This is a genomic window from Streptomyces sp. NRRL B-24484 (genome assembly GCF_000717715.1).
Classification (GTDB): domain Bacteria; phylum Actinomycetota; class Actinomycetes; order Streptomycetales; family Streptomycetaceae; genus Kitasatospora.
In genome coordinates, this window is the sequence record NZ_JOAI01000028.1 from 1 (window position 1) to 19,402 (window position 19,402).

Sequence of the window (19,402 nt, forward strand, 5' to 3'; positions counted from 1 at the left end):
GGTCGTCCTGGCCCTGCTCGGCGCCCACCTGGTCGGCGACGTGCGCGCGGAACTTGCCGCCCGCATGCCCGAGACCATGGCCCTGATCCTGCTCAACCCCTTGCAGGCAGCCGAGCCGCTCACCCCGGAACGGCTCGTGCGCGCGACCGCGGCCTGGATCGAGGGCGCCACCGAGGCCACGGCCCTGTGGGACGTAGGCGCTGTCCTGTCCACGGTGGCCGACGCCGCCGGCGACGACCTCACCGAGCGCGTCCTGCTCCAGCTGCCACCCGGCTACGACCTGCTGTTCGGCCGCCCCACCGCAGGCGAACGACCCTGACCACCCCCTCACGCCGCCGCTTCCCCAGCCGGCGGCCAGCCACCGGAAGGCCTCACGGTCATGACCCGCTACCGCCACCTCCTCCAGCAGGTCCGCTCCCTCGGCCGCTACACCACCGAGGAGGAAGCCGAACGCGTCCTCGACGTGGTCCTGGCCGTTCTTGGATCACAGCTGACCGGCGAGGAGCGCTGCGACCTCGCCGCCGTCCTGCCCGACCGGGCCCGTGCCGTGTTCGCCGCCCAGGTCCCGCTGCCCGAACCCGTTGCCGCCCCGGCCTTCGTCGAGGCCGTCGCCCGCAACCTGGGCACCAGCCTCACCGCCGCCCGCTGGGACACCTCCTCCGTCCTGGCCGCTGTCACCGACCTCTCCGGCGACCACCTCGCCGACCGCATCCTCGCCCACCTGCCCCGCGGCTACGCCCTGCTGTTCGGCCGCGCCGACCTGATGGCCGCAGCCTGACCGGCGCCAGGACGACACGCCCCCGACCGCTGACGAGGGCCGCGGGTGTGTTCGTCGCCCGTCCGACGGCTTCGCGCCCGTTGGCCCGTTCCAGGGCGGCGGGCGCACTGCCGGCGGCGTGCGTTCCGGCGCAGGGGGCGGGGAGTGATCGACGCGGTGGGCGGGGCGGGACGTCCCACATCGGGACCGATGGGAGCCGGGCGGTCGTCGGTCCCGAAGGGCCTGCGGCTTTGACCCGTCCGGGGCGGCTCAGGAGGTCAGGGCCTGTTCCACCAGGTCGAGCGCGCTCGCGAGGTCGCGCGGGCGGGCCGCACCTGCCGGGGGACGGGCGCGGCTCCAGCCCGGACCCGCCGCCAGCACCAGCGCCCGGCTGCGCGAGCCGGCGGCACCCCACACGCTCTGCCCGACCCGCTGCACCAGGGCATGGTCGGCGGTGTGCCGGTCCTGGGACCAGAGCATGACGGCGCCCGGTCCGGTCCGGTGCACCGCGTCGAGCAGCGCCTGCGGCGGGACGGCCGCGCCCAGCATCCGGAAGGGCAGGGCGCGTTCGGCCAGCCCCGCTGCGACGGCGTCCAGCGGAAGGGTGTGCAGCTCGGTCGGCATCGCCGCCAGGACGACGGGCAGTACCGGTCTGGTGGTGGGCCGTACGGCCGCGTCGCGCAGAACCGCGGAGACGTGCCACGACAGCAGGTGCTCCACCTCGACGTACTGCTCTCCCGATGCGGCCCATTTGCGTCCGGCCGCGCGCAGTGCGGGCATCATGATTTCCGTCCAGGCGCCGACCACTCCGAGGGCGTCCATCGATTCGCGCAGGATCCTGGCCACTTCGGGCGCGTCGAGACGGACGGCGGCCCGGGCGAGCCCGCGGCACTCGGGCCGGACCGCGCCGACCCGGAGGGCACGGCTGCCACCCGGGTGGCTATCGTCGCCGGTGCCGGTGCCGGTGCCGGTGCCGGTGCCGGTGCCGGTGCGGCTCGGCCCGTCAGCGGGAGGCGGGTCGCCCAGCCGTCCGGGTCCGTCCTTGCTCAGGACCGCCCGCGCGGCTTCGCCCGGAGGTACACCGCGTGCCGTCAGGCGGCACATGGCCTCGAGGACGGCGACGTCGTGGGGACTCCAACGCCGGTGATGCCCGGGCTCGCGGTTCGAAGGGCCGATGCCGTAGCGGCGTTCCCACGAACGGACGGTGGTGGGCGACACACCCAGGTGCCGGGCGACACTTCCGGTGGGCATCCCGGCATCGACGGGCACGGACGGTCGGACCGGTCCGGACCGGTCGGATTCGCGGTCGGGCGGCCCGTCCGCGTGCACGGAGGTCACCATCGCGCGATCCGTTCCACGGAGCCCGGCGGGCTCGCCACCACGGTGGAGCCCGGCAGGACACACCGGCAGTGTGGCGTCGGAGCCGGACTGGTCGGCTCGTGGTCGGACGCGTCGACGCGAGTCGAGGCCCTGTACGGGGTCGTCCCGGTGACCGGTGCGAAGGCCGGAGGACCACTGAGCGGGAGCGTCGGAGCCAAGGCGTCCCTCCGTGTTCCGTCGTCAGGTACCGCATGAGCGGTGCCTCTTCGGGCGGTACCACCGCTCCGGGAAGCATGGATGGTGAGGCCCGGTTGCCCAGCTGTCGTACCGGTACGCTTCATGCCGCTCACCCCGCACCGCCGTCGAACGCCGCCCTCAGCCGGATGAGGCCGTCCCGGATACGGGTCTTGACCGTACCCAGGGGCAGCGAGAGGGCCTCCGAGATCTCGCGCTGTGAGTACCCGCCGTAGTAGGCCAGCACCACTGATTCCCGCTGGACGGCACTGAGGCCTGCCAAGGCGATCCGTACCCGTTCGCCTTCCAGGGCCAGTTCGACAGTCCTCTCGACCGAATCCCAACCCGGCGGCACCGTCCGTTCGGCGATGGCCCGCAGGTCGCGATCGGCAGCCGCCTGCACCGCCCTGACGCGGTCCACGGCACGCCGGTGCGCGATGGTGAGTGCCCAGGTCATCACTGAACCGCGCTCGCGCCGGTACGCGGCGGCGGTCCGCCACACCTCGAGCAGCACCTCCTGCGTCACCTCCTCGGCGTGTGCGGGGTTACGCAGGACGCGCAGCGAAATGCCGTGTACCGGGCCCGCCAGCGCGGTGTACAACGACGCGAAGGCCGCCTCGCTGCCGGATGCGACGGCCGACACCAGGTCGCACAGCTCCTCGGCGTTCCCAGGAGCCGATCGGTGGGAGGACGTCGTCGGAGGTCGGGGCGTTGCAAGCGGTGTCACGCATTCAAGCTGCAGCGATTTGACGCCTGCGCCCACTCGCATTGATACCGCACCGTTTTCGGCAGGGTGCTGCCAGGTCGAGGCGATCTGCGACCCCCGGGGGTCGTGGCCTCGCGTGCACGCGCCGTGCAGGGCTGTCCGCGAGCTGCCGATGTGCGTTCCGTCCCGGCGTGATCGCGCGTGCGTGCAGCGGCGGGGCTCAGTCCCTGCCCGGTCACGGGTGAGGTTCGTGACGGCCTGCCCGGGTGCCGCCGGCCCTGCGGGAGGTCGGTCAGCGCGATCTGCTTCCCCCAGGGGTGATCGTCTTTCGGCACCTATGCAGGCAGCCCGACGAGCTGCCGCTGGGTGGTTTTCTCGACATCGGCCGCACCTCGCCTACCAGCTCACGGCGGTGCGGCCAAAAGGCAACTGCTTGCGATGCTCCGGTGCGGTGGAACGCCTGAGCCTCGACGAAGGAGGAGCCGTGTCGGGTCAGTCCATGAGCGTCAAGCAGACGGCGGAGTACCTGAACATGTCGGTTCCCTGGGTGTACCGGGAGGCGCCGCGTCCGGGTCTCGTGCCGTACCGGTTCGGCTGTGGACCGGATGCGAAGTTGCAGTTTCGGGTCGTACTGCGGTGGCTTGACGCCGTCGCCGGGGTCCTCGTCGTAGAGGCCGAGCCGGTGGGCGTCCAGGAGGATCGCCCGAAGCCTGTCGAAGGCGTGGACTGCGTGGCCAGACGGTTTGCTGACCCGGGATGGTCGATCAGGCCCCTGAGCTGGGAAGAAACGCTAGTCGCGTGATATGTCGTGGAAGAACGCCGCGTCCTTGGCGAACAGTTCGTCCATGCCGATCACGTAGAGGTGCTCGATGCCGAGGGCGTCGAGGCGGTTCAGGCAGTGCAGGCCGACCCGCCACAGGGTCTCGCCGGCGAGCACGGCGCCGGCGTGCGCCAGGACGTACGGCAGGATCGGGCCGTGGCCCGTTCCGGCACGGTCGGCGATCCCGCCGACGAGCTTCGCCACGGCCAGCGGCGCGATGTGGGCGATCCCGATGTTGCCCAGGGCCGGCGGCAGCATGGCCGGCACCGTCGGACGGGGGCGCCGGGCCAGCTCCCGTCCGTAGCAGCGGAGTGCGAGGAGCACCGGGCGACGGCCCGGCCCCTGTTCGAGTGATTCGGACGATCCCATCCCGACCTCATCGCGTCGTACGGCAGTCCCGCGCCCGCCCCCTCCCGGCGCCCGGCTGATCGACTGACTGTCCGTCAAGAATCTTGCGGAAAGGGCGAGGAGGGCAAGTCTCCCGTGCCGGTGCCATGGGCGTCCAAGCGTTGTCCGCCCGGCCGACGGCATCCGGCCGGGTGGGCCGGTGCCGTGAGCGGGTGGCGTTCGGCCCGTGGTGGTCAGCGGGCCGGGCGGGGGAGGGCGGTGCCGGCGCGGGTGCGGACGGCTTCGACGGCTTCCCAGTCGGCCGGGTCCAGTGCGGCGAGGGCGGCGGGGAAGACGCCGTCCTGTTCCTTGAGGATGTGGGCGCGGAGGTCGGCGAGGGTGTCCAGGAGGCGCCGGGGCCAGCTGGGGTCGGTGGGGGTGCCGTGCGCGGCCTCGGCGAGGACGGCTCCGATGCGGCGGTGGTCGGCCTCCAGGGCGGCGATGTGCTCGGGGAACTCGTCGGCGAGGGCGGGGAACAGGCCGTGTTCCTCGACCTCGGTGTGCGGGCGCAGGACGGCGGCGATCGCCCGGGCGGCCTCGGCCATGCGACCCGGGTCGCCCTCGCGGTGGGCGACCCGGGCCGTGCCGATCAGGTTGACCGCCGCCTCGTGTTCGTCCGTCAGGTCGCGGATGGTGGCCAGTGCCTGGCAGCCGCAGTACTCGCACATGACGGGGTCTCCTCCTGGTGGGCGGTGGGACGGGTCAGGCGGCGCGGACGGCGCGCCGGACCCGGGTGGCGGTGAAGAGCACGGCGGCGAGGGCGACCAGGGTGAGGGCGGCGAGGCCGGCCGCGTAGGAGTGGTAGCTGCCGTAGAGGGCGCCCATCAGCAGGGGCGGGACGAATCCGCCGAGGCCGCCGGCCGCGCCGACCACGCCGGTGACGGAGCCGACCCGGTTCGCGGGGGCGAGCAGGGCGACGAGCGCGAAGGTCGCGCCGCTGCCGGCGCCGAGGGCCGCGGCCATGGCGAGGAAGGCAGCCGTGCCGAGCGGGGCGAGTGCGGGGGTGAAGCCCTGGACCAGGGCGCCGAGCGCGACCACGGCGAGCGCCCAGGTGAGGACCCGTACGGGGCTGGTGCGGTCGGACAGCCAGCCGCCGATGGGCCGCATCACGACGGCCAGCAGCACGAACCCGGCCATCCGGTTGGCGGCGTCGGCGCTCTGGAGCCCGTAGGCGGTCTTGAGGTAGGTCGGCAGGTACACGGAGAAGGCGACGTAGCCGCCGAAGGCGACCGCGTACAGGGCGGAGGCCTGCCAGGTGACGCGCAGCCGGAGCGCGGCGCCGAGTCGGCGGGCGAGCGGCTCGGAGGGCACCGTCCGGCCGGGTGCGTCGCGCAGCAGGAGCAGCGCCGCCCCCGCGTAGAGGGCGAGCACGACCGCGGTGAGCACGAAGGGGGTGGCGGTGCCGTGGCCCTTGACCAGGTTCACGGTGGTCAGGGCGCTGATCGCGGTGCCGCCCATGCCGGCGCCGAAGACGCCGACGGCGGTGCCGCGCCGCTCGGGCGGGAACCAGGCGCTGACGAAGGGCACGCCGACGGCGAAGGAGGTGCCGGCGACGCCGAGGAAGAACCCGCCGACCAGGAGTCCGGTGAGCGAGGAGTGTCCGGCGAGGCCGAGGTAGAGCACCGGGACGATGGTGACGGCGGAGACGGCCGGGAACATCACCCGGCCGCCGTAGCGGTCGGTGAGCGCGCCCACCGGGATGCGGCCGAGCGAGCCGACGATCACGGGGACGGCGACCAGCAGGGACTGCTGGAAGGAGCTGAGGCCGAGGGAGTCCTTGAACCGCGGGCCGAGCGGACTGATCAGCGCCCAGGCCCAGAAGTTGAGGGCGAAGCCGAGCGTGGCCAGGGCGAGCATCAGGGTCCGCTGCCCGGCGGCCGGCGCGGCCGCTCTCGTCCCGTTCGGGCGGGTGTCCATGGGGTTCTCCGTTTCTCCGGTGCGCGGCCCGTCGGGTCGTGCACGTCGGTCGCCTCGGGCTCGATCGGGCATCAGCCTGCTGGGTCGGGGCCCTCCGCGGTCCCTGCCGACCGTCCCGGACCGGGGCGCCGGAGGGCCCGATTCCAGGCCGGTGTCCCGGGGCCGGGCGGCCGGGTGATCAGGGACCTTCGGCCCCCGCGCGGCCCACCGGGCACTGCCTACCGTTCGGTCCATGGACGAGGAGAGCGCTGCGGGTGACCCCGGGCCCCGCGAACGACAGCACTGGCCGCTGGCGGCGAGACGCCTGCTGACCCGCCGTGAGGTGTCGGCCGACGGCCGTGCCACCTTCGGCGAGGGCGCAACCGAGTGGGAGGGCTTCTACCGGGACCGCTGGTCCCACGACAAGGTGGTGCGGTCCACCCACGGGGTCAACTGCACGGGCTCCTGCTCCTGGATGGTGTACGTCAAGGAGGGGATCATCACCTGGGAGCACCAGGCGACCGACTACCCGTCCATCGGCACCGACTGCCCGGAGTACGAGCCGCGCGGCTGTCCGCGCGGGGCGTCGTTCTCCTGGTACACCTACTCGCCGAGCCGGGTGCGCTACCCGTACGTGCGGGGCGAGCTGCTGAAGCTGTGGCGGGAGGCCCGCAGACGCCTGGGCGATCCGGTGGCGGCGTGGGCCGAGATCACCGGGGACCCGGCGAAGGCGCGGGCGTACAAGCGGGCGCGCGGCAAGGGCGGTCTGGTGCGCGCGGACTGGGACGAGGTGACCGAGCTGGTCGCCGCCGCCCAGGTGCACACCGTCAAGACGTACGGTCCGGACCGGGTGGCGGGCTTCTCGCCGATCCCGGCGATGTCGATCGCGTCGTTCGCGGCCGGGGCCCGGTACCACTCGATGATCGGCGGGACGCTGCTGTCGTTCTACGACTGGTACGCGGACCTGCCCATCGCCTCGCCGCAGGTCTGGGGCGACCAGACCGACGTGCCGGAGTCCGCGGACTGGTGGAACGCGGGCTACCTGATCATGTGGGGCTCCAACATCCCGGTGACCCGCACGCCCGACGCGCACTTCCTGACCGAGACCCGCTACAACGGCACCAAGATCGTCGCGGTCAGCCCCGACTACGCCGACAACGTCAAGCACGCCGACGAGTGGCTCGCCCCGCATCCCGGCACGGACGGCGCGCTGGCCATGGCGATGGGCCACGTGGTCCTGCGCGAGTTCCTCGTCGACCGCGAGGTGCCGTACTTCCGGGACTACCTGCGCACGTTCACCGACGCCCCGTTCCTGGTGGCCCTGCGCGAGCACGAGCACGGCCTCGTCCCGGACGGCTTCCTGACCGCGGCCGACCTCGGGCAGGACACGGAGCACGCCGGGTCCAAGACCGTCCTCCTCGACTCCGCCACCGGCGAGCCGGTGGTGCCGAACGGCTCGCTCGGCTTCCGCTGGGCGAAGGAGCAGGGCCGCTGGAACCTCGACCTGGGCGAGGTCGTGCCCGAGCTGAGCCTGCTGGAGCGGGCCGAGGAGACCGTCGAGATCGCGCTGCCCCGCTTCGACGAGGGCGCCACCGAGGGCGGCTCCGTCCTGGTGCGCGGTGTGCCGGTCCGCCGGATCGGCGGCCGGCTCGTCACCACCGTCTTCGACCTGATGCTCGCCCAGTACGGCGTGCACCGCCCCGGGCTCCCGGGCAGCTGGCCGTCCTCGTACGAGGACGCCTCGCAGCCCTGCACCCCGGCCTGGCAGGAGACGATCACCTCCGTGCCGGCCGAGCAGGCGGCCCGCATCGGCCGCGAGTTCGCCCGCAACGCCGAGCGGACCAACGGCCGGTCCATGATCGCGCTGGGGGCCGGGACCAACCACTGGTTCCACTCCGACACCATCTACCGGGCCTTCCTGGCGCTCATCACCATGACCGGCTGCCAGGGCGTCAACGGCGGCGGCTGGGCGCACTACGTCGGCCAGGAGAAGGTCCGCCCGGTCACCGGGCAGCAGCACCTGTCGTTCGCCTTCGACTGGCAGCGGCCCACCCGGCACATGGCGGGCACCTCGTACTGGTACCTGAACTCCGACCAGTGGCGCTACGAGGCGTTCGGGCCCGACGAGATCGCCTCCCCGCTCGGGGAAGGGCGGTTCCGGGGCAAGGGCTTCGCCGACTGCCTGGCGCAGGCCGTGCGACTGGGCTGGACGCCCGGCCACCCCGGCTTCAACCGCAACCCGCTCGACCTGACCGACGAGGCCGCCCGCGCCGGCCGGCCGGTCGCCGAGCACATCGTCGACGAGCTGAAGTCCGGGCGGCTGCGGTTCGCCGCCGAGGACCCCGACGACCCCGCCAACTTCCCCCGCGTGCTGACCGTGTGGCGGGCCAACCTGCTCGGCTCCTCCGGCAAGGGCAACGAGTACTTCCTGCGCCACCTGCTGGGCACCGACGGTGCCGTGCGCTCCGCGGAGACCCCGCCCGAGGGACGGCCGAAGGACGTGGTGTGGCGGGACGAGGCGCCCGAGGGCAAGCTCGACCTGCTGGTCACCATGGACTTCCGGATGACCTCCACCGGCCTGTACGCCGACGTCGTCCTCCCCGCCGCCACCTGGTACGAGAAGGACGACCTGTCCAGCACGGACATGCACCCCTTCATGCACGCCTTCACCCCGGCCATCGCCCCGCCCTGGCAGGCGCGCACCGACTACGACGCCTTCCTGGCCCTCGCCGACCGGTTCAGCGAGCTGGCGGCCGACCACCTCGGCACCCGCACCGACGTCATCGCCGTGCCGCTGCTGCACGACACCCCGGACGAACTCGCCCAGCCCGGCGGGGTGGTGCGGGACTGGAAGGCCGGCGAGTGCGAGCCGGTCCCCGGGAGGACCATGCCGAAACTGGCGGTCGTCGAACGGGACTACACCGCGATCGCGCAGAAGATGCGCGCCGTGGGCCCGCTGCTCGACACCCTGGGCACCACCACCAAGGGCGTCACCGTCGTCCCCGACCGGGAGATCGACGAACTCCGGCACCGCAACGGCACCGTGAAGGACGGGATCGCCGCCGGACGGCCCTCGCTCGCCACCGCGAGCCACATGTGCGAGGCGGTCCTCGCGCTGTCCGGCACCACCAACGGACGGCTGGCCGCCGAGGGATTCCGGGTGCTGGAGCGGCAGACCGGCAGCGAGGGCCTGGTCGAACTCGCCGCCGAACGCGAGGCGGAGCGGATCACCTTCGCGGACACCCGCACCCAGCCCCGCGCCGTGCTGACCTCGTACGAGTGGTCGGGCTCGGAGACCGGCGGGCGGCGCTACTCGCCCTTCGTCATCAACACCGAGCACAAGAAGCCCTGGCACACCCTCACCGGCCGCCAGCACTTCTTCGTCCAGCACGACTGGGTGTCCGAGGTCGGCGAGCAACTCCCCGTCTACCGGCCCCCGCTGAACTCGCCCCGGCACTACGGGGACGAGCACCTGGGCGGCGACCGGGCCGAGGTCACCGTCCGCTACCTGACCCCGCACTCCAAGTGGTCCATCCACTCGAACTACCAGGACAACAAGTACATGCTCGACCTGTCCCGCGGCGGCCCGGTCATCTGGATGTCCACCGGCGACGCCGAGAGGATCGGCGTGAAGGACAACGACTGGATCGAGGCGTACAACCGCAACGGCGTCGTCGCCGCCCGGGCGGTCGTCACCCACCGGATGCCCGAGGGCACGGTGTACATGTACCACGCCCAGGACCGCAACGTGAACGTGCCGAAGACCGAGGTCAGCGGCCGCCGCGGCGGCATCCACAACTCGCTCACCCGGCTGCTGCTCAAGCCCACCCACCTCGCCGGCGGCTACGCGCAGTTCACCTACGCCTTCAACTACTACGGCCCGACCGGGAACCAGCGCGACGAGGTCACCGTGATCCGCCGCCGCTCGCAGGAGGTGACCTACTGATGAGGGTCATGGCCCAGATCGCGATGGTGATGAACCTCGACAAGTGCATCGGCTGCCACACCTGCTCCGTCACCTGCAAGCAGACGTGGACCAACCGCACCGGAGTCGAGTACGCCTGGTTCAACAACGTCGAGACCAAGCCCGGCGTCGGCTACCCGCGCCGCTACGAGGACCAGGAGAAGTGGAAGGGCGGCTGGATGCTCGACGCCCGCGGGCGGCTCGTCCTGCGCTCGGGCGGACGCGTCAAGCGGCTGCTGTCGCTGTTCTCCAACCCCGACCTGCCGTCCATCGAGGACTACTACGAGCCGGTCACCTACGACTACGACAACCTCGTCGGCGCCCCGGCCGGCAACGACGTCCCGGTCGCCCGCCCGCGCTCGGTCCTCACCGGCGAGCCGACGGCGATCACCTGGGGCGCCAACTGGGAGGACGGCCTCGGCGGCGCTCCCGAGCACGCGGGCGGCGACCCCAACCTGACCGGCGCGTGGGCCGAGAAGGTGAGGTTCGAGTTCGAGCAGACCTTCCTCTTCCACCTGCCCCGGCTGTGCGAGCACTGCCTCAACCCGGCCTGCGTGTCGGCCTGCCCGTCCGGCGCGATGTACAAGAGGGTCGAGGACGGCATCGTCCTGGTCGACCAGGACCGCTGCCGCGGCTGGCGGATGTGCGTCACCGCCTGCCCGTACAAGAAGGTGTACGTCAACCACGCCACCGGCAAGGCCGAGAAGTGCACCTTCTGCTTCCCGCGGATCGAGGCCGGCCAGCCCACCGTCTGCTCCGAGACCTGCGTCGGCCGGCTGCGCTACCTCGGCCTCCTGCTGTACGACGCCGACCGGGTCGGCGAGGCCGCGGCCACCCCCGACGAGAAGGACCTGCTGGACGCCCAGCGCGGGGTCTTCCTCGACCCGCACGACCCCGAAGTCATCGCGGCGGCACGGGAGTCCGGCATCCCCGAGGACTGGCTGGAGGCCGCCCGGCGGTCCCCCGTGCACGCGCTGGTCTCCACCTACAAGGTCGCCCTGCCGCTGCACCCGGAGTACCGCACCCTGCCGATGGTCTGGTACGTCCCCCCGCTCTCCCCGGTGCTCGACGCGGTCGACTCGGCGGGCGGCAACCAGGACAACCCCGACCACGTCTTCGCCGCCGTCACCCGGCTGCGTATCCCGCTGGAGTACCTGGCCGAGCTGTTCGGCGCCGGGGACACCGACGTGGTGGCCGGCGTGCTGATGAAGCTCACCGCACTGCGCTCCTACATGCGCGAGCGCACCCTCGGCGAGGCGGGCGACGAGAGCGCGCTGAAGGCCGTCGGGCTCACCGCCCGCGAGGCGGAGGACCTGCACCGGCTGCTCGCCGTCGCCAAGTACCAGGACAGGTACGTCGTCCCCGCCGCCCACAAGGAGGACGCCGCCGCCCTCGCCGGGATCGAGGACCGCTGCCCGGTCGAGGTCTCCGGCGACCGGGGCGGCCGGGTGATGCTCGGCATCCCCACCCTGCGCAGAAGGACGGGGGAGTAGCCGCATGAACGCACCTCACATCGGCATCCTGAGCCGGGCCCGCCGGACCCGTCCGGCCGGCCCGGCGGAGCAGGCCGAGCAGACCGAGCAGCGCCTGCTCCTGCTGCGACTGCTCTCCCTGCTGCTCCAGTACCCCGACGCCGAACTCGTCGTCGGACGGGCGGAGTTGGTCGCCGCCGTCGGCTCCCTGGAGCCGTCCCCGGCCGCCGCCGGGATCGCCGCCTTCACCGCCTGGTTCGCCGAGCAGCCGCCCGACACCCTGGAACGCCACTACGTCGAGGTCTTCGACCTGCGCCGCCGGAGCAGCCTCTACCTGACCTACTACCTGCACGGCGACACCCGCCGCCGCGGCACCGCCCTGCTCACCCTCGCCCAGCGCTACCGCGCCGCCGGCTGGGAGGCCGACGCCGCCGAACTCCCGGACCACCTCCCGGTCGTCCTCGAATTCGCCGCCCTCGAAGGCACCGGCGCGGGCGAGGCACCGCTGCGCCAGCACCGGCGCGGACTCGAACTGATCCGGCACTCGCTGGCCGACGCCGGCTCCCCCTACCGGCACCTGCTCGCCGCGCTCCTCACCCTCCTCCCGCCGCCCACCGCAGCCGACCTCGCGGCGGTCGCTGAACTCGCCGCCGCGGGCCCGCCCACCGAGGAGGTCGGTCTCGACCCGTACGGCGGCGACCTGTTCGCACCGCCGCAGACCTTCGTCCCCCCGGAGCCCGCCCCTCCGACACTGATCCCGCTCCTGCCCACCAGGACCAAGGAGGGCCACCGATGAGCCCCGCAGGCACCCCCCTCGCCGCGCCCGCCACCGGCGCCGACCTGCTGCTGTGGGTCGCCTTCCCCTACATCTGCCTGGCCGTCTTCACGGTCGGACACGTCTGGCGCTACCGGCAGGACCAGTTCGGCTGGACCTCGCGCACCAGCCAGCTCCTGGAGCACCGCTGGCTGCGCTGGGGCAGCCCGCTGTTCCACCTGGGCGCCTTCGCGGTGATCGGCGGCCACGTCGTGGGCCTCGCCGTCCCGGCCTCGTGGACGGAGGCGGCCGGGATCTCCGAGCACGCCTACCACCTGACGGCCGTCTCGCTCGGCACGGTCGCCGGCACGGCCATGATCACCGGGCTGGGCATGCTGAGCGCGCGCCGGCTGCTGAACCGGCGGATCCGCGTCGTCACCGACCGCAGCGACAAACTGCTCTTCCCGCTGCTGTCGGCGACCGTCCTGCTCGGCTTCGCCGCGACCGCGGTGCACAACATCGCCGGCGGCGGCTACGACTACCGATCCACCGTCTCGATCTGGTTCCGCGGGGTGTTCGCCCTCCACCCCCACCCCGAGGCGATGGCCGGCGCCCCGCTGCTGTTCCAGCTGCACGCGCTCTCGGCCTGCCTGCTCTTCGCCGCCTGGCCGTTCACCCGGCTGGTGCACGTGTGGAGCGCACCCGTCGGCTACCTCGTCCGCCCCTACCTGGTCTACCGCCGGCGCCCCGCCGCGACCGGCGGTGCCCGGTGAACCGGCCGACGCTGCGCACCCGCGCCGAACACGCCACCACAGCCGGGGCCATGACCTGGGAAGCGGCGCGCGAGACGGCCCGGAACAGTGCGGGGCGGCCGCTGCCCGCCGTCGGCCGGGCCCTCCCCGACGCCCTCGGCGACATCCTCGCCGAGCCGCTGACCGCCCTCACCGACCTGCCCCCGTTCGACACCTCCGCGATGGACGGATGGGCGGTGGCCGGGACGGGACCGTGGCGACTGCGCGGCGGCGGCGTCCTCGCGGGCGGCGCCGAGGCCGCGCCGCTCGACCACGGCACCGCCGTACCCGTCGCCACCGGCGCCCGAGTGCCGCCCGGTACGACGTCCGTGCTGCGCCGCGAGCACGGACGGACGACGGCACCCGACGGCATCCTGTACTGGCGGACACCGGAGCCGGCGGCCCCGGGCCGCGACGTCCGGCCGCGCGGTCAGGAGTGCCGTCGCGGCGACCTGCTGCTGGCGGCGGGCACCACCGTGACTCCGGCCGTGCTGGGCCTCGCGGCGGCCGCCGGGTACGACCGGCTGACCGTGCACCGCCGGCCGACCGTGGAACTCCTGTTGCTCGGCGACGAGTTGCTGACCTCCGGCCTCCCGCGGGACGGCCGGGTGCGTGACGCCCTCGGCCCGCTGCTGCCGCCCCTGCTGCGGAGCGCGGGCGCCGAGGTGACCGGGATCCGGCGGGTGGCGGACGACACCGGGCCGCTGGGCGCCGCGCTGCGCCGCTCGACGGCCGACGTCGTGGTCACCACCGGCAGCACCGCGGCCGGGCCGGTCGACTTCCTGCACCACGTACTCGGCGGGCTGGGCGCCCGGCTGCCGGTCGACTCCGTCGCGGTACGGCCCGGGCACCCGATGCTGCTCGCCGAACTGCCGCCCGCCGCCGACGGTCGTGCCCGCCTCCTGGTCGGCCTGCCCGGCAACCCGCTCGCCGCGGTGGCCGGCGCGGTGACCCTCGCCCTGCCGCTGCTCCGGCGGCTGGCGGGCCGGCCGGACCCGTCCGGCCGGGTCGTCGCCGCCGCCGACCTGCCGGGCTGTGCACGGGACACCCGGCTGCTGCCGGTGGCGTTCACCGGGGGCGGCGCGGTGCCGCTCGGCTTCGACGGGCCGGCGATGCTCCGCGGTCCGGCGCTCGCCGACGCCCTCGCGGTGGTGCCGCCGGGCGGGGTCGCCGGCGGCACCACGGTCGAGGTCCTGGAGCTGACCGGCCACTGACCGGCCGCACCCGGTGTCAGTTCCTCCGGAACACCGTCACCGCGAGGCCGGCGCAGGCGGTGTCGCCGGTCGCGGAGGCCGCGCCGTCGCCGTCGAGGACCTTCGTCCACGTCCCCGGCGGCAGGGCCACGGTGTAGGTGCTGCCGGTGGGGTTGTCGACGACGACGGTGTCGTAGCTCGTGGGAGCCGCGGCGTCGGAGGCGATGCGTCCGACCACCACGGAGCCGTCCACCTGGGCGGTCATCTGGCTGTGCACCGCGTCCCAGCCGGTGAGGCGCAGCGCCGGTGCGGCCCTCCGGAGCGCGACGGCGTCCCTGTAGTAGCGGAAGACGGCCGCGTTGGCGGTCTTGTCGCCCCAGCGGATCGCGTTCACGGTGTCGGGGGCGTCGTAGGAGTTCTTCGCCGTGGTGTAGTCGCCCCCGACGGCCTTGGAGCGGAGGAACTCGTCGCCCTCGGCGATGACCGGGATCCCCTGGGAGGTGAGCACCATGCCGACGGCGAACCGGTCGATCCGGCCGGCCGTTCCGGCCGCGCCGCCGCTCGCGCCCGAGTAGGTGATCTTGTCGTAGAGGTTCAGGTTGTCGTGGATCGAGGCGTAGTTCATGGTCTGCTCGGGGTCGTAGGCGAACGCCGGGCTCCACAGGTCGGACAGGACGGCGGTGCTCTTCGCGTCGGTCGGTGAGCCGCGCATGCCGAAGGCGATGGCGCCGGGGTTGCCCGAACCGCCCATGTAGGCCATGACGTCGTCGTCCGTGCCGCCCCGGATCGCGTCCCGGTAGACGCCGTTGAAGACGCCGACGTGCGCCGGTGCGAGGGCCGGGACGGTGCCGTAGCGCACCTTCTGGGCCTCCTGCGGGTCGGCGGCGGCGCTCCACGGCTCCCCGTACAGCAGGAGGTTGCGGTCCGGGTAGGCGGTGTTGAGGTAGTCCGCCCAGGCGGAGACGCTGCTGTAGCGGTGCACCCCGGCGAGGTCGAAGCGGAATCCGTCGACGTCGTAGTCGCGGACCCAGTGCTCCAGCGAGTCCCGGATCATGCGGCTGACCATCGGGTTGCCGTCGTCGATCGAGTTGCCGGTCGCGGACAGGTCGTTCGGCGTGTAGTACTTCCCGGTGATGCCGCCGAAGACGTTCTTGTCGTAGGTGTGGTTGTAGACCACGTCCATGACCACGCGGATGCCGTTGCGGTGGAACCCGTCGACCATGTCCTTGAACTCGCGGATCCGGTCCTCCGGCGAGCTGAACTGGGAGTACTGCTCCTCGGGGACGTTGTAGTCGACCGGGTCGTAGCCCCAGTTGGGCAGGGTGCTGCCGAAGTCGAACGAGGGCATCAACTGGACGGTGGTGACACCGAGTTCCTTGAGGTGGTCGATGCCCGTCCTGGCGCCGCCGGCGGTGGTGGTGCCGGTCTGCACCAGGCCGAGGAACTTGCCGCGCTTGGCCGGGTCGACCCCGGAGCTCGGGTCGACGGTGAAGTCGCGGACGCTCAACTCGTAGACGACGGAGTCCTCGCGGGCGGCGAGGGCGGGCCGCGGGGCCCGGCTGCCGCCGGTCGGCGCGACGGCGGCGGTGTCGACCACCACGCCCTGCGTGGTGCCGGGCCTGACCATCTGCGCGTAGGGGTCGCGGACGGCGGTGCCGCCCACGGAGAACTGGTAGGCCTGGTCCTTGAGGTCGCCGCCGACCACGGCCTGGTAGACGGCGGAGTAGCCGCTCAGGGCCACCGGGGTCATCGGGTGGGCGGCGCCGCCGACGCTGACGCTGACGTCGGAACTGTCGGGCGACCAGAGCCGGAAGGTGGTGCCGGTCGGGGAGTAGACCGCGCCGAGCATGGTGGGGGTGGCGGCCGGCGCCGTGCTCCGCACCGTTGTCAGGTGCGTGGCGGAGTCGTAGGAGAAGGTGGTGGTCGCCCCGTCCGCGGGGACGGTGAAGCCGATGTTCGCGCCGCCCGCCGCACCGCCGGCGCCGTAGTTCTCCGTCCAGGACTGTCCGACGGTGACCTTGGTGTTCCACGCCCCGGCGGGGATCGCGGTGGTGGTGTAGGTGGAGACGCCGTCGCCGTCCGGGTCCTGCAGGGTGGTGGTCGTGCAGGTCGGTGCCCAGTCGGCGCCGCAGCCGAGTTCGGACTGGTAGTCGCCGACGCCGGTGACGACCGGCCGGACGGAGCTGTCGACCAGGTGCGTGGCCGGGTCGTAGACGAACGCGACCGAGGCGCCGCCCGCGGGCACGGTCACGGACAGGTTGGCGCCGCCCGCCGCACCGCCCGCGCCGTAGTTCTCCGTCCAGCCGTTGTCGATCGCGACCTTGTACTCGTAGCTGCCGCCGGGCAGGGCGAAGGCGGCCGCCCACCGTCCGTCGGAACGCGGTGCGAGCTGCGCCCGGGGGCAGTCGGGCTGCCAGTCGCCGGAGCAGCCGATCTCGCTGTCGAAGGTTCCGGGCAGGCTGACGGCGGCCGGTGCGGCGTCGGCCCGGGACGCCGTGAGCGACACGAGGGCGGTGGCGAGCAGGATCAGCGCCGCGAACGACGCCGTCCTGGCCGGTCTTGCGCGCGGAAAGGTGTGAGCCATGGGGGACTGCCTCCCGGGCGGTCCGGGACGTCGGCGCGACGGCGTGTGGGGGCGCGTCGCGGCCGTCCCGGTGAAGGGGCGGGTGGGGGTGCCGCGGGGGGTCGCCGACCGGTGGGACGGGCGATCCCGGCCCGCGGAGGGCGGTGGGGTGCGTCGCGCGACCGACGATCCCGCCGTCCTGAGGACACGTCAAGTCGGGGCGTCCGAGATTTCTGCAATTTGCAGCAAGGGGATTCGCCGTGCGGTGGCGCCGCCGCCGGCGGACCGGAGCGGACCGGAACGGGCGGGGCGGTTTGGCGGGCCGCCCGGGGAATCTTGTATGGTTCCTCGCGAATCATCCAGAGGGGTGGAGGGACCGGCCCTACGAAGCCCCGGCAGCTCCCCGGTCGAACCGGCGTCCGAAGTACGCGCCGCGCCGTCCGGGATCAGTGCCAACTCCGGCCTGCCGCCACTGTGGCGCGGGAAAGATGAGGAGACAGGGTGCTCTCTGTGCTGTCCTTCGCCCGGGCGCTTCCCACCCCGGTCTCTCCGCGTACCCGTCCCGTGGCAGCCGCAGGCAATCGGCCGACTTCTCCGGCCTGTCCTCGCTGACCACCCCCGCTCCCCCCGTGGAGCGTCCGTGAGCGGGGCCCTGCCCGTCGCTCACGGGATCTGAGACGGAGTACCCACCCATGGAGAACACGAGCGGCGTCGGCGTGCTCGACAAGGTCACCTCGATCCTCGGCACCCTGGAGGCCGGACCCGCCACCCTGAACGGACTGGTCGCCGCCACGGGCCTGGCGCGGCCCACCGCCCACCGGCTCGCCGTCGCCCTGGAGCACCACCGCCTGGTCGCCAGGGACCTCCAGGGCCGGTTCGCCCTCGGCCCCCGGCTCGCCGAACTCTCCGCGGCCGTCGGCGAGGACCGCCTGCTGTCCGCGGCCGGCGGGGTCCTGGCCCACCTGCGGGACACCACCGGTGAGAGCGCCCAGCTCTACCGCCGGCAGGGTGAGGTGCGGATCTGCGTGGCGGCCGCCGAGCGCCTCTCCGGCCTGCGCGACACCGTCCCCGTGGGTATCGCCCTGCCCATGAAGGTCGGGTCCGCCGCGCAGGTCCTGCTCGCCTGGGAGGAGCCCGAGCGCCTCCACCGCGGCCTGCAGGGCGCCCGCTTCACCGCCACCGCCCTCAGCGGCGTGCGGCGCCGCGGCTGGGCCCAGTCCATCGGCGAACGCGAGGCCGGGGTCGCCTCCGTCTCCGCGCCCGTCCGCGGCCCGGCCGGCCGGGTGGTCGCCGCCGTCTCGGTCTCCGGCCCGATCGAACGGCTCACCCGCCACCCCGGCGCCCGGCTCTCCCAGGCCGTCGTCGAGGCCGCCGGCCGCCTCGGCGAAGCCCTGCGCCAGCCCTGACCGGCCCGCCGGGCCGCCGGGCCGTGCCCGCGGAACACCCGCGGGCCGGCCGCCGGTTCGGTGCGCAGTCGGGCCGCCTGACCGTTCGTCAGTTAGCGTGGGCGGGTGAATCAGGACGAACGCTCACTCCACGCCTCGTCGTTCGGTGCCGCGGCGACCGCCTACGCCGAGCACCGCCCCGACTACGCGCAGGCCGCGGTGCGCTGGACGCTCGACCCCGTGCCCGGCCCGCGGGTGCTCGACCTCGGCGCCGGCACCGGCAAGCTGACCGCGGGGCTGCTCGCGCTGGGCGCGGAGGTCGTCGCGGTCGAGCCCGACCCGGCGATGCTGGCCGAGCTGCGCCGCTCGCTGCCGGACGTCCGTGCCCTGCAGGGCAACGCCGAGGCGATCCCGCTGCCGGACGCCTCCGTCGACGCCGTGCTGGCCGGCAACGCCATGCACTGGTTCGACATGGCCGTGGCGGGCCCCGAGATCGCCAGGGTCCTCGCACCCGGCGGCGTGCTGGCCGGCCTGTGGAACCTGCTGGACGACCGGGTCGGGTGGGTCGCCGGGCTGGCGCGGACCGCCGGGAGCGCGGCCGTCGGCCCCCGTGACACGCCCGCCGCCTGGCGCGCCGAGACGGCCGCCATGCACCTTCCGAAGGCCGGCGGGGACGCTCGGTTCGGGTCGCCGGAGCAGGCGGAGTTCCCGCACGGGCAGCGCCGCACGGCCGACTCCCTGGTCGCCTCGCTCGCCACCCGGGCCGGGCTGCTGGTCATGCCGGAGCCGGAGCGGGCGGCCCTTCTCGGCCGGATCCGCGCGTTCCTGGCGGGTGGACCGGAGACCGCCGACGGCGAGTTCGTCCTGCCGATGCTCACCGCCGTCCTGCGCACCCGGAGGCTGTGAGGCCCTCGTCCGCACCCGGCGTCCCGTCGTGGGCCCGCCGCGGGGCGCGGGGGCGTCGGTGCATGGCCGGATCCGGCTCCCGGCCCGTCCGTCCCGTGCGCCAACGCCGTGAACCTGGTCCGCGACTGGGTGAACCGGCACGGCGCCACCCACCGCATGGCCACCGCCGGTGACCGCATGTTCCGATAGCGACCCGTCGGGACCGGGTCGAGTCGTGCACGCATTCGGTTCGCGCCGGCCGCGGTCGGCGCGGT

General features: G+C 73.7%; 15 protein-coding genes, 1 pseudogene and 1 riboswitch. Of the genes and pseudogenes, 10 read left to right on the forward strand and 6 right to left on the reverse strand.

From position 1 onward, the window contains the following. Both IE98_RS0124065 and IE98_RS0124070 read left to right on the forward strand, forming a co-directional pair. Positions 1 to 319 (forward strand): DUF2267 domain-containing protein (locus IE98_RS0124065; protein WP_030272212.1); only part of this gene is annotated, 319 nt, incomplete at its 5' end. Positions 320 to 379: 60 nt separating this feature from the next. Beyond that, the gene (locus IE98_RS0124070) at positions 380 to 778 is read left to right on the forward strand and encodes a DUF2267 domain-containing protein (RefSeq protein ID WP_030272214.1); all 399 of its coding nucleotides are present in this window, start codon (positions 380 to 382) and stop codon (positions 776 to 778) included. 249 nt (positions 779 to 1,027) lie between these two features. On the opposite strand, the gene IE98_RS0124075 is transcribed toward IE98_RS0124070, so the two are convergent. Then, a complete protein-coding gene (locus IE98_RS0124075) occupies positions 1,028 to 2,098 on the reverse strand; it encodes a MerR family transcriptional regulator (RefSeq protein ID WP_052390890.1) in 1,071 nt (356 codons plus the stop codon). A gap of 325 nt (positions 2,099 to 2,423) precedes the next feature. Then, complete coding sequence (gene sigK / locus IE98_RS0124080) at positions 2,424 to 3,080, reverse strand: ECF RNA polymerase sigma factor SigK (protein WP_078661245.1); 657 nt, start codon at positions 3,078 to 3,080, stop codon at positions 2,424 to 2,426. Between the two features lie 436 nt (positions 3,081 to 3,516). On the opposite strand from sigK, the gene IE98_RS49345 reads away from it, so the two are divergent. After that, positions 3,517 to 3,819: a hypothetical protein gene (locus tag IE98_RS49345; RefSeq protein ID WP_159401036.1), complete on the forward strand. Its 303-nt coding sequence runs from the start codon at positions 3,517 to 3,519 to the stop codon at positions 3,817 to 3,819. Between the two features lie 3 nt (positions 3,820 to 3,822). On the opposite strand, the pseudogene IE98_RS0124090 reads toward IE98_RS49345, so the two are convergent. The 3 genes and pseudogenes from IE98_RS0124090 to IE98_RS0124100 form a co-directional block, all read right to left on the reverse strand. Beyond that, a pseudogene (locus IE98_RS0124090) lies at positions 3,823 to 4,206 on the reverse strand (ABC transporter ATP-binding protein); the annotation flags it as partial. Positions 4,207 to 4,418: 212 nt separating this feature from the next. Next, positions 4,419 to 4,892 carry a hemerythrin domain-containing protein gene (locus tag IE98_RS0124095; protein WP_030272222.1) on the reverse strand — a complete coding sequence of 158 codons (474 nt, stop codon included), beginning with the start codon at positions 4,890 to 4,892 and terminating at the stop codon, positions 4,419 to 4,421. 34 nt (positions 4,893 to 4,926) lie between these two features. Next, positions 4,927 to 6,141: an MFS transporter gene (locus tag IE98_RS0124100; RefSeq protein ID WP_030272225.1), complete on the reverse strand. Its 1,215-nt coding sequence runs from the start codon at positions 6,139 to 6,141 to the stop codon at positions 4,927 to 4,929. A 232-nt stretch (positions 6,142 to 6,373) separates the two neighbouring features. Here IE98_RS0124100 and IE98_RS0124105 point away from each other — a divergent pair, with 232 nt between their 5' ends. Genes IE98_RS0124105 through IE98_RS0124125 form a run of 5 tightly spaced genes read left to right on the forward strand, consistent with a single transcriptional unit; the run spans position 6,374 to position 14,315 of the window. Then, the gene (locus IE98_RS0124105; RefSeq protein WP_043174990.1) at positions 6,374 to 10,066 is read left to right on the forward strand and encodes a nitrate reductase subunit alpha; all 3,693 of its coding nucleotides are present in this window, start codon (positions 6,374 to 6,376) and stop codon (positions 10,064 to 10,066) included. After that, a complete protein-coding gene (gene narH / locus IE98_RS0124110) occupies positions 10,066 to 11,577 on the forward strand; it encodes a nitrate reductase subunit beta (protein WP_030272229.1) in 1,512 nt (503 codons plus the stop codon). Before IE98_RS0124105 ends, narH begins: the two co-directional genes overlap by 1 nt. A 4-nt stretch (positions 11,578 to 11,581) precedes the next feature. Further along, entirely contained in the window at positions 11,582 to 12,352 is a 771-nt protein-coding gene (gene narJ / locus IE98_RS0124115) for a nitrate reductase molybdenum cofactor assembly chaperone (RefSeq protein ID WP_052390891.1), read from the forward strand. After that, the gene (gene narI, locus IE98_RS0124120) at positions 12,349 to 13,083 is read left to right on the forward strand and encodes a respiratory nitrate reductase subunit gamma (RefSeq protein ID WP_030272233.1); all 735 of its coding nucleotides are present in this window, start codon (positions 12,349 to 12,351) and stop codon (positions 13,081 to 13,083) included. The genes narJ and narI overlap by 4 nt, the downstream gene beginning before the upstream one ends. A gap of 50 nt (positions 13,084 to 13,133) precedes the next feature. After that, positions 13,134 to 14,315: a molybdopterin molybdotransferase MoeA gene (locus tag IE98_RS0124125; protein WP_030272235.1), complete on the forward strand. Its 1,182-nt coding sequence runs from the start codon at positions 13,134 to 13,136 to the stop codon at positions 14,313 to 14,315. A 16-nt stretch (positions 14,316 to 14,331) separates the two neighbouring features. Here the strand turns inward: IE98_RS0124125 and IE98_RS0124130 are convergent, their stop codons facing one another. Continuing rightward, positions 14,332 to 16,878: an alpha-amylase family glycosyl hydrolase gene (locus IE98_RS0124130; protein ID WP_052390892.1), complete on the reverse strand. Its 2,547-nt coding sequence runs from the start codon at positions 16,876 to 16,878 to the stop codon at positions 14,332 to 14,334. Positions 16,879 to 17,209: 331 nt separating this feature from the next. Then, a riboswitch (SAM riboswitch) is annotated at positions 17,210 to 17,352 on the forward strand. A gap of 197 nt (positions 17,353 to 17,549) precedes the next feature. Between IE98_RS0124130 and IE98_RS0124135 the strand changes: the two genes are divergently transcribed. After that, positions 17,550 to 18,263: an IclR family transcriptional regulator gene (locus IE98_RS0124135; RefSeq protein WP_030272242.1), complete on the forward strand. Its 714-nt coding sequence runs from the start codon at positions 17,550 to 17,552 to the stop codon at positions 18,261 to 18,263. 105 nt (positions 18,264 to 18,368) lie between these two features. Next, positions 18,369 to 19,148, forward strand: coding sequence for a class I SAM-dependent methyltransferase (locus tag IE98_RS0124140; protein WP_030272244.1), 780 nt, complete (start codon positions 18,369 to 18,371; stop codon positions 19,146 to 19,148). The last annotated feature ends 254 nt before the right edge of the window (positions 19,149 to 19,402 follow it).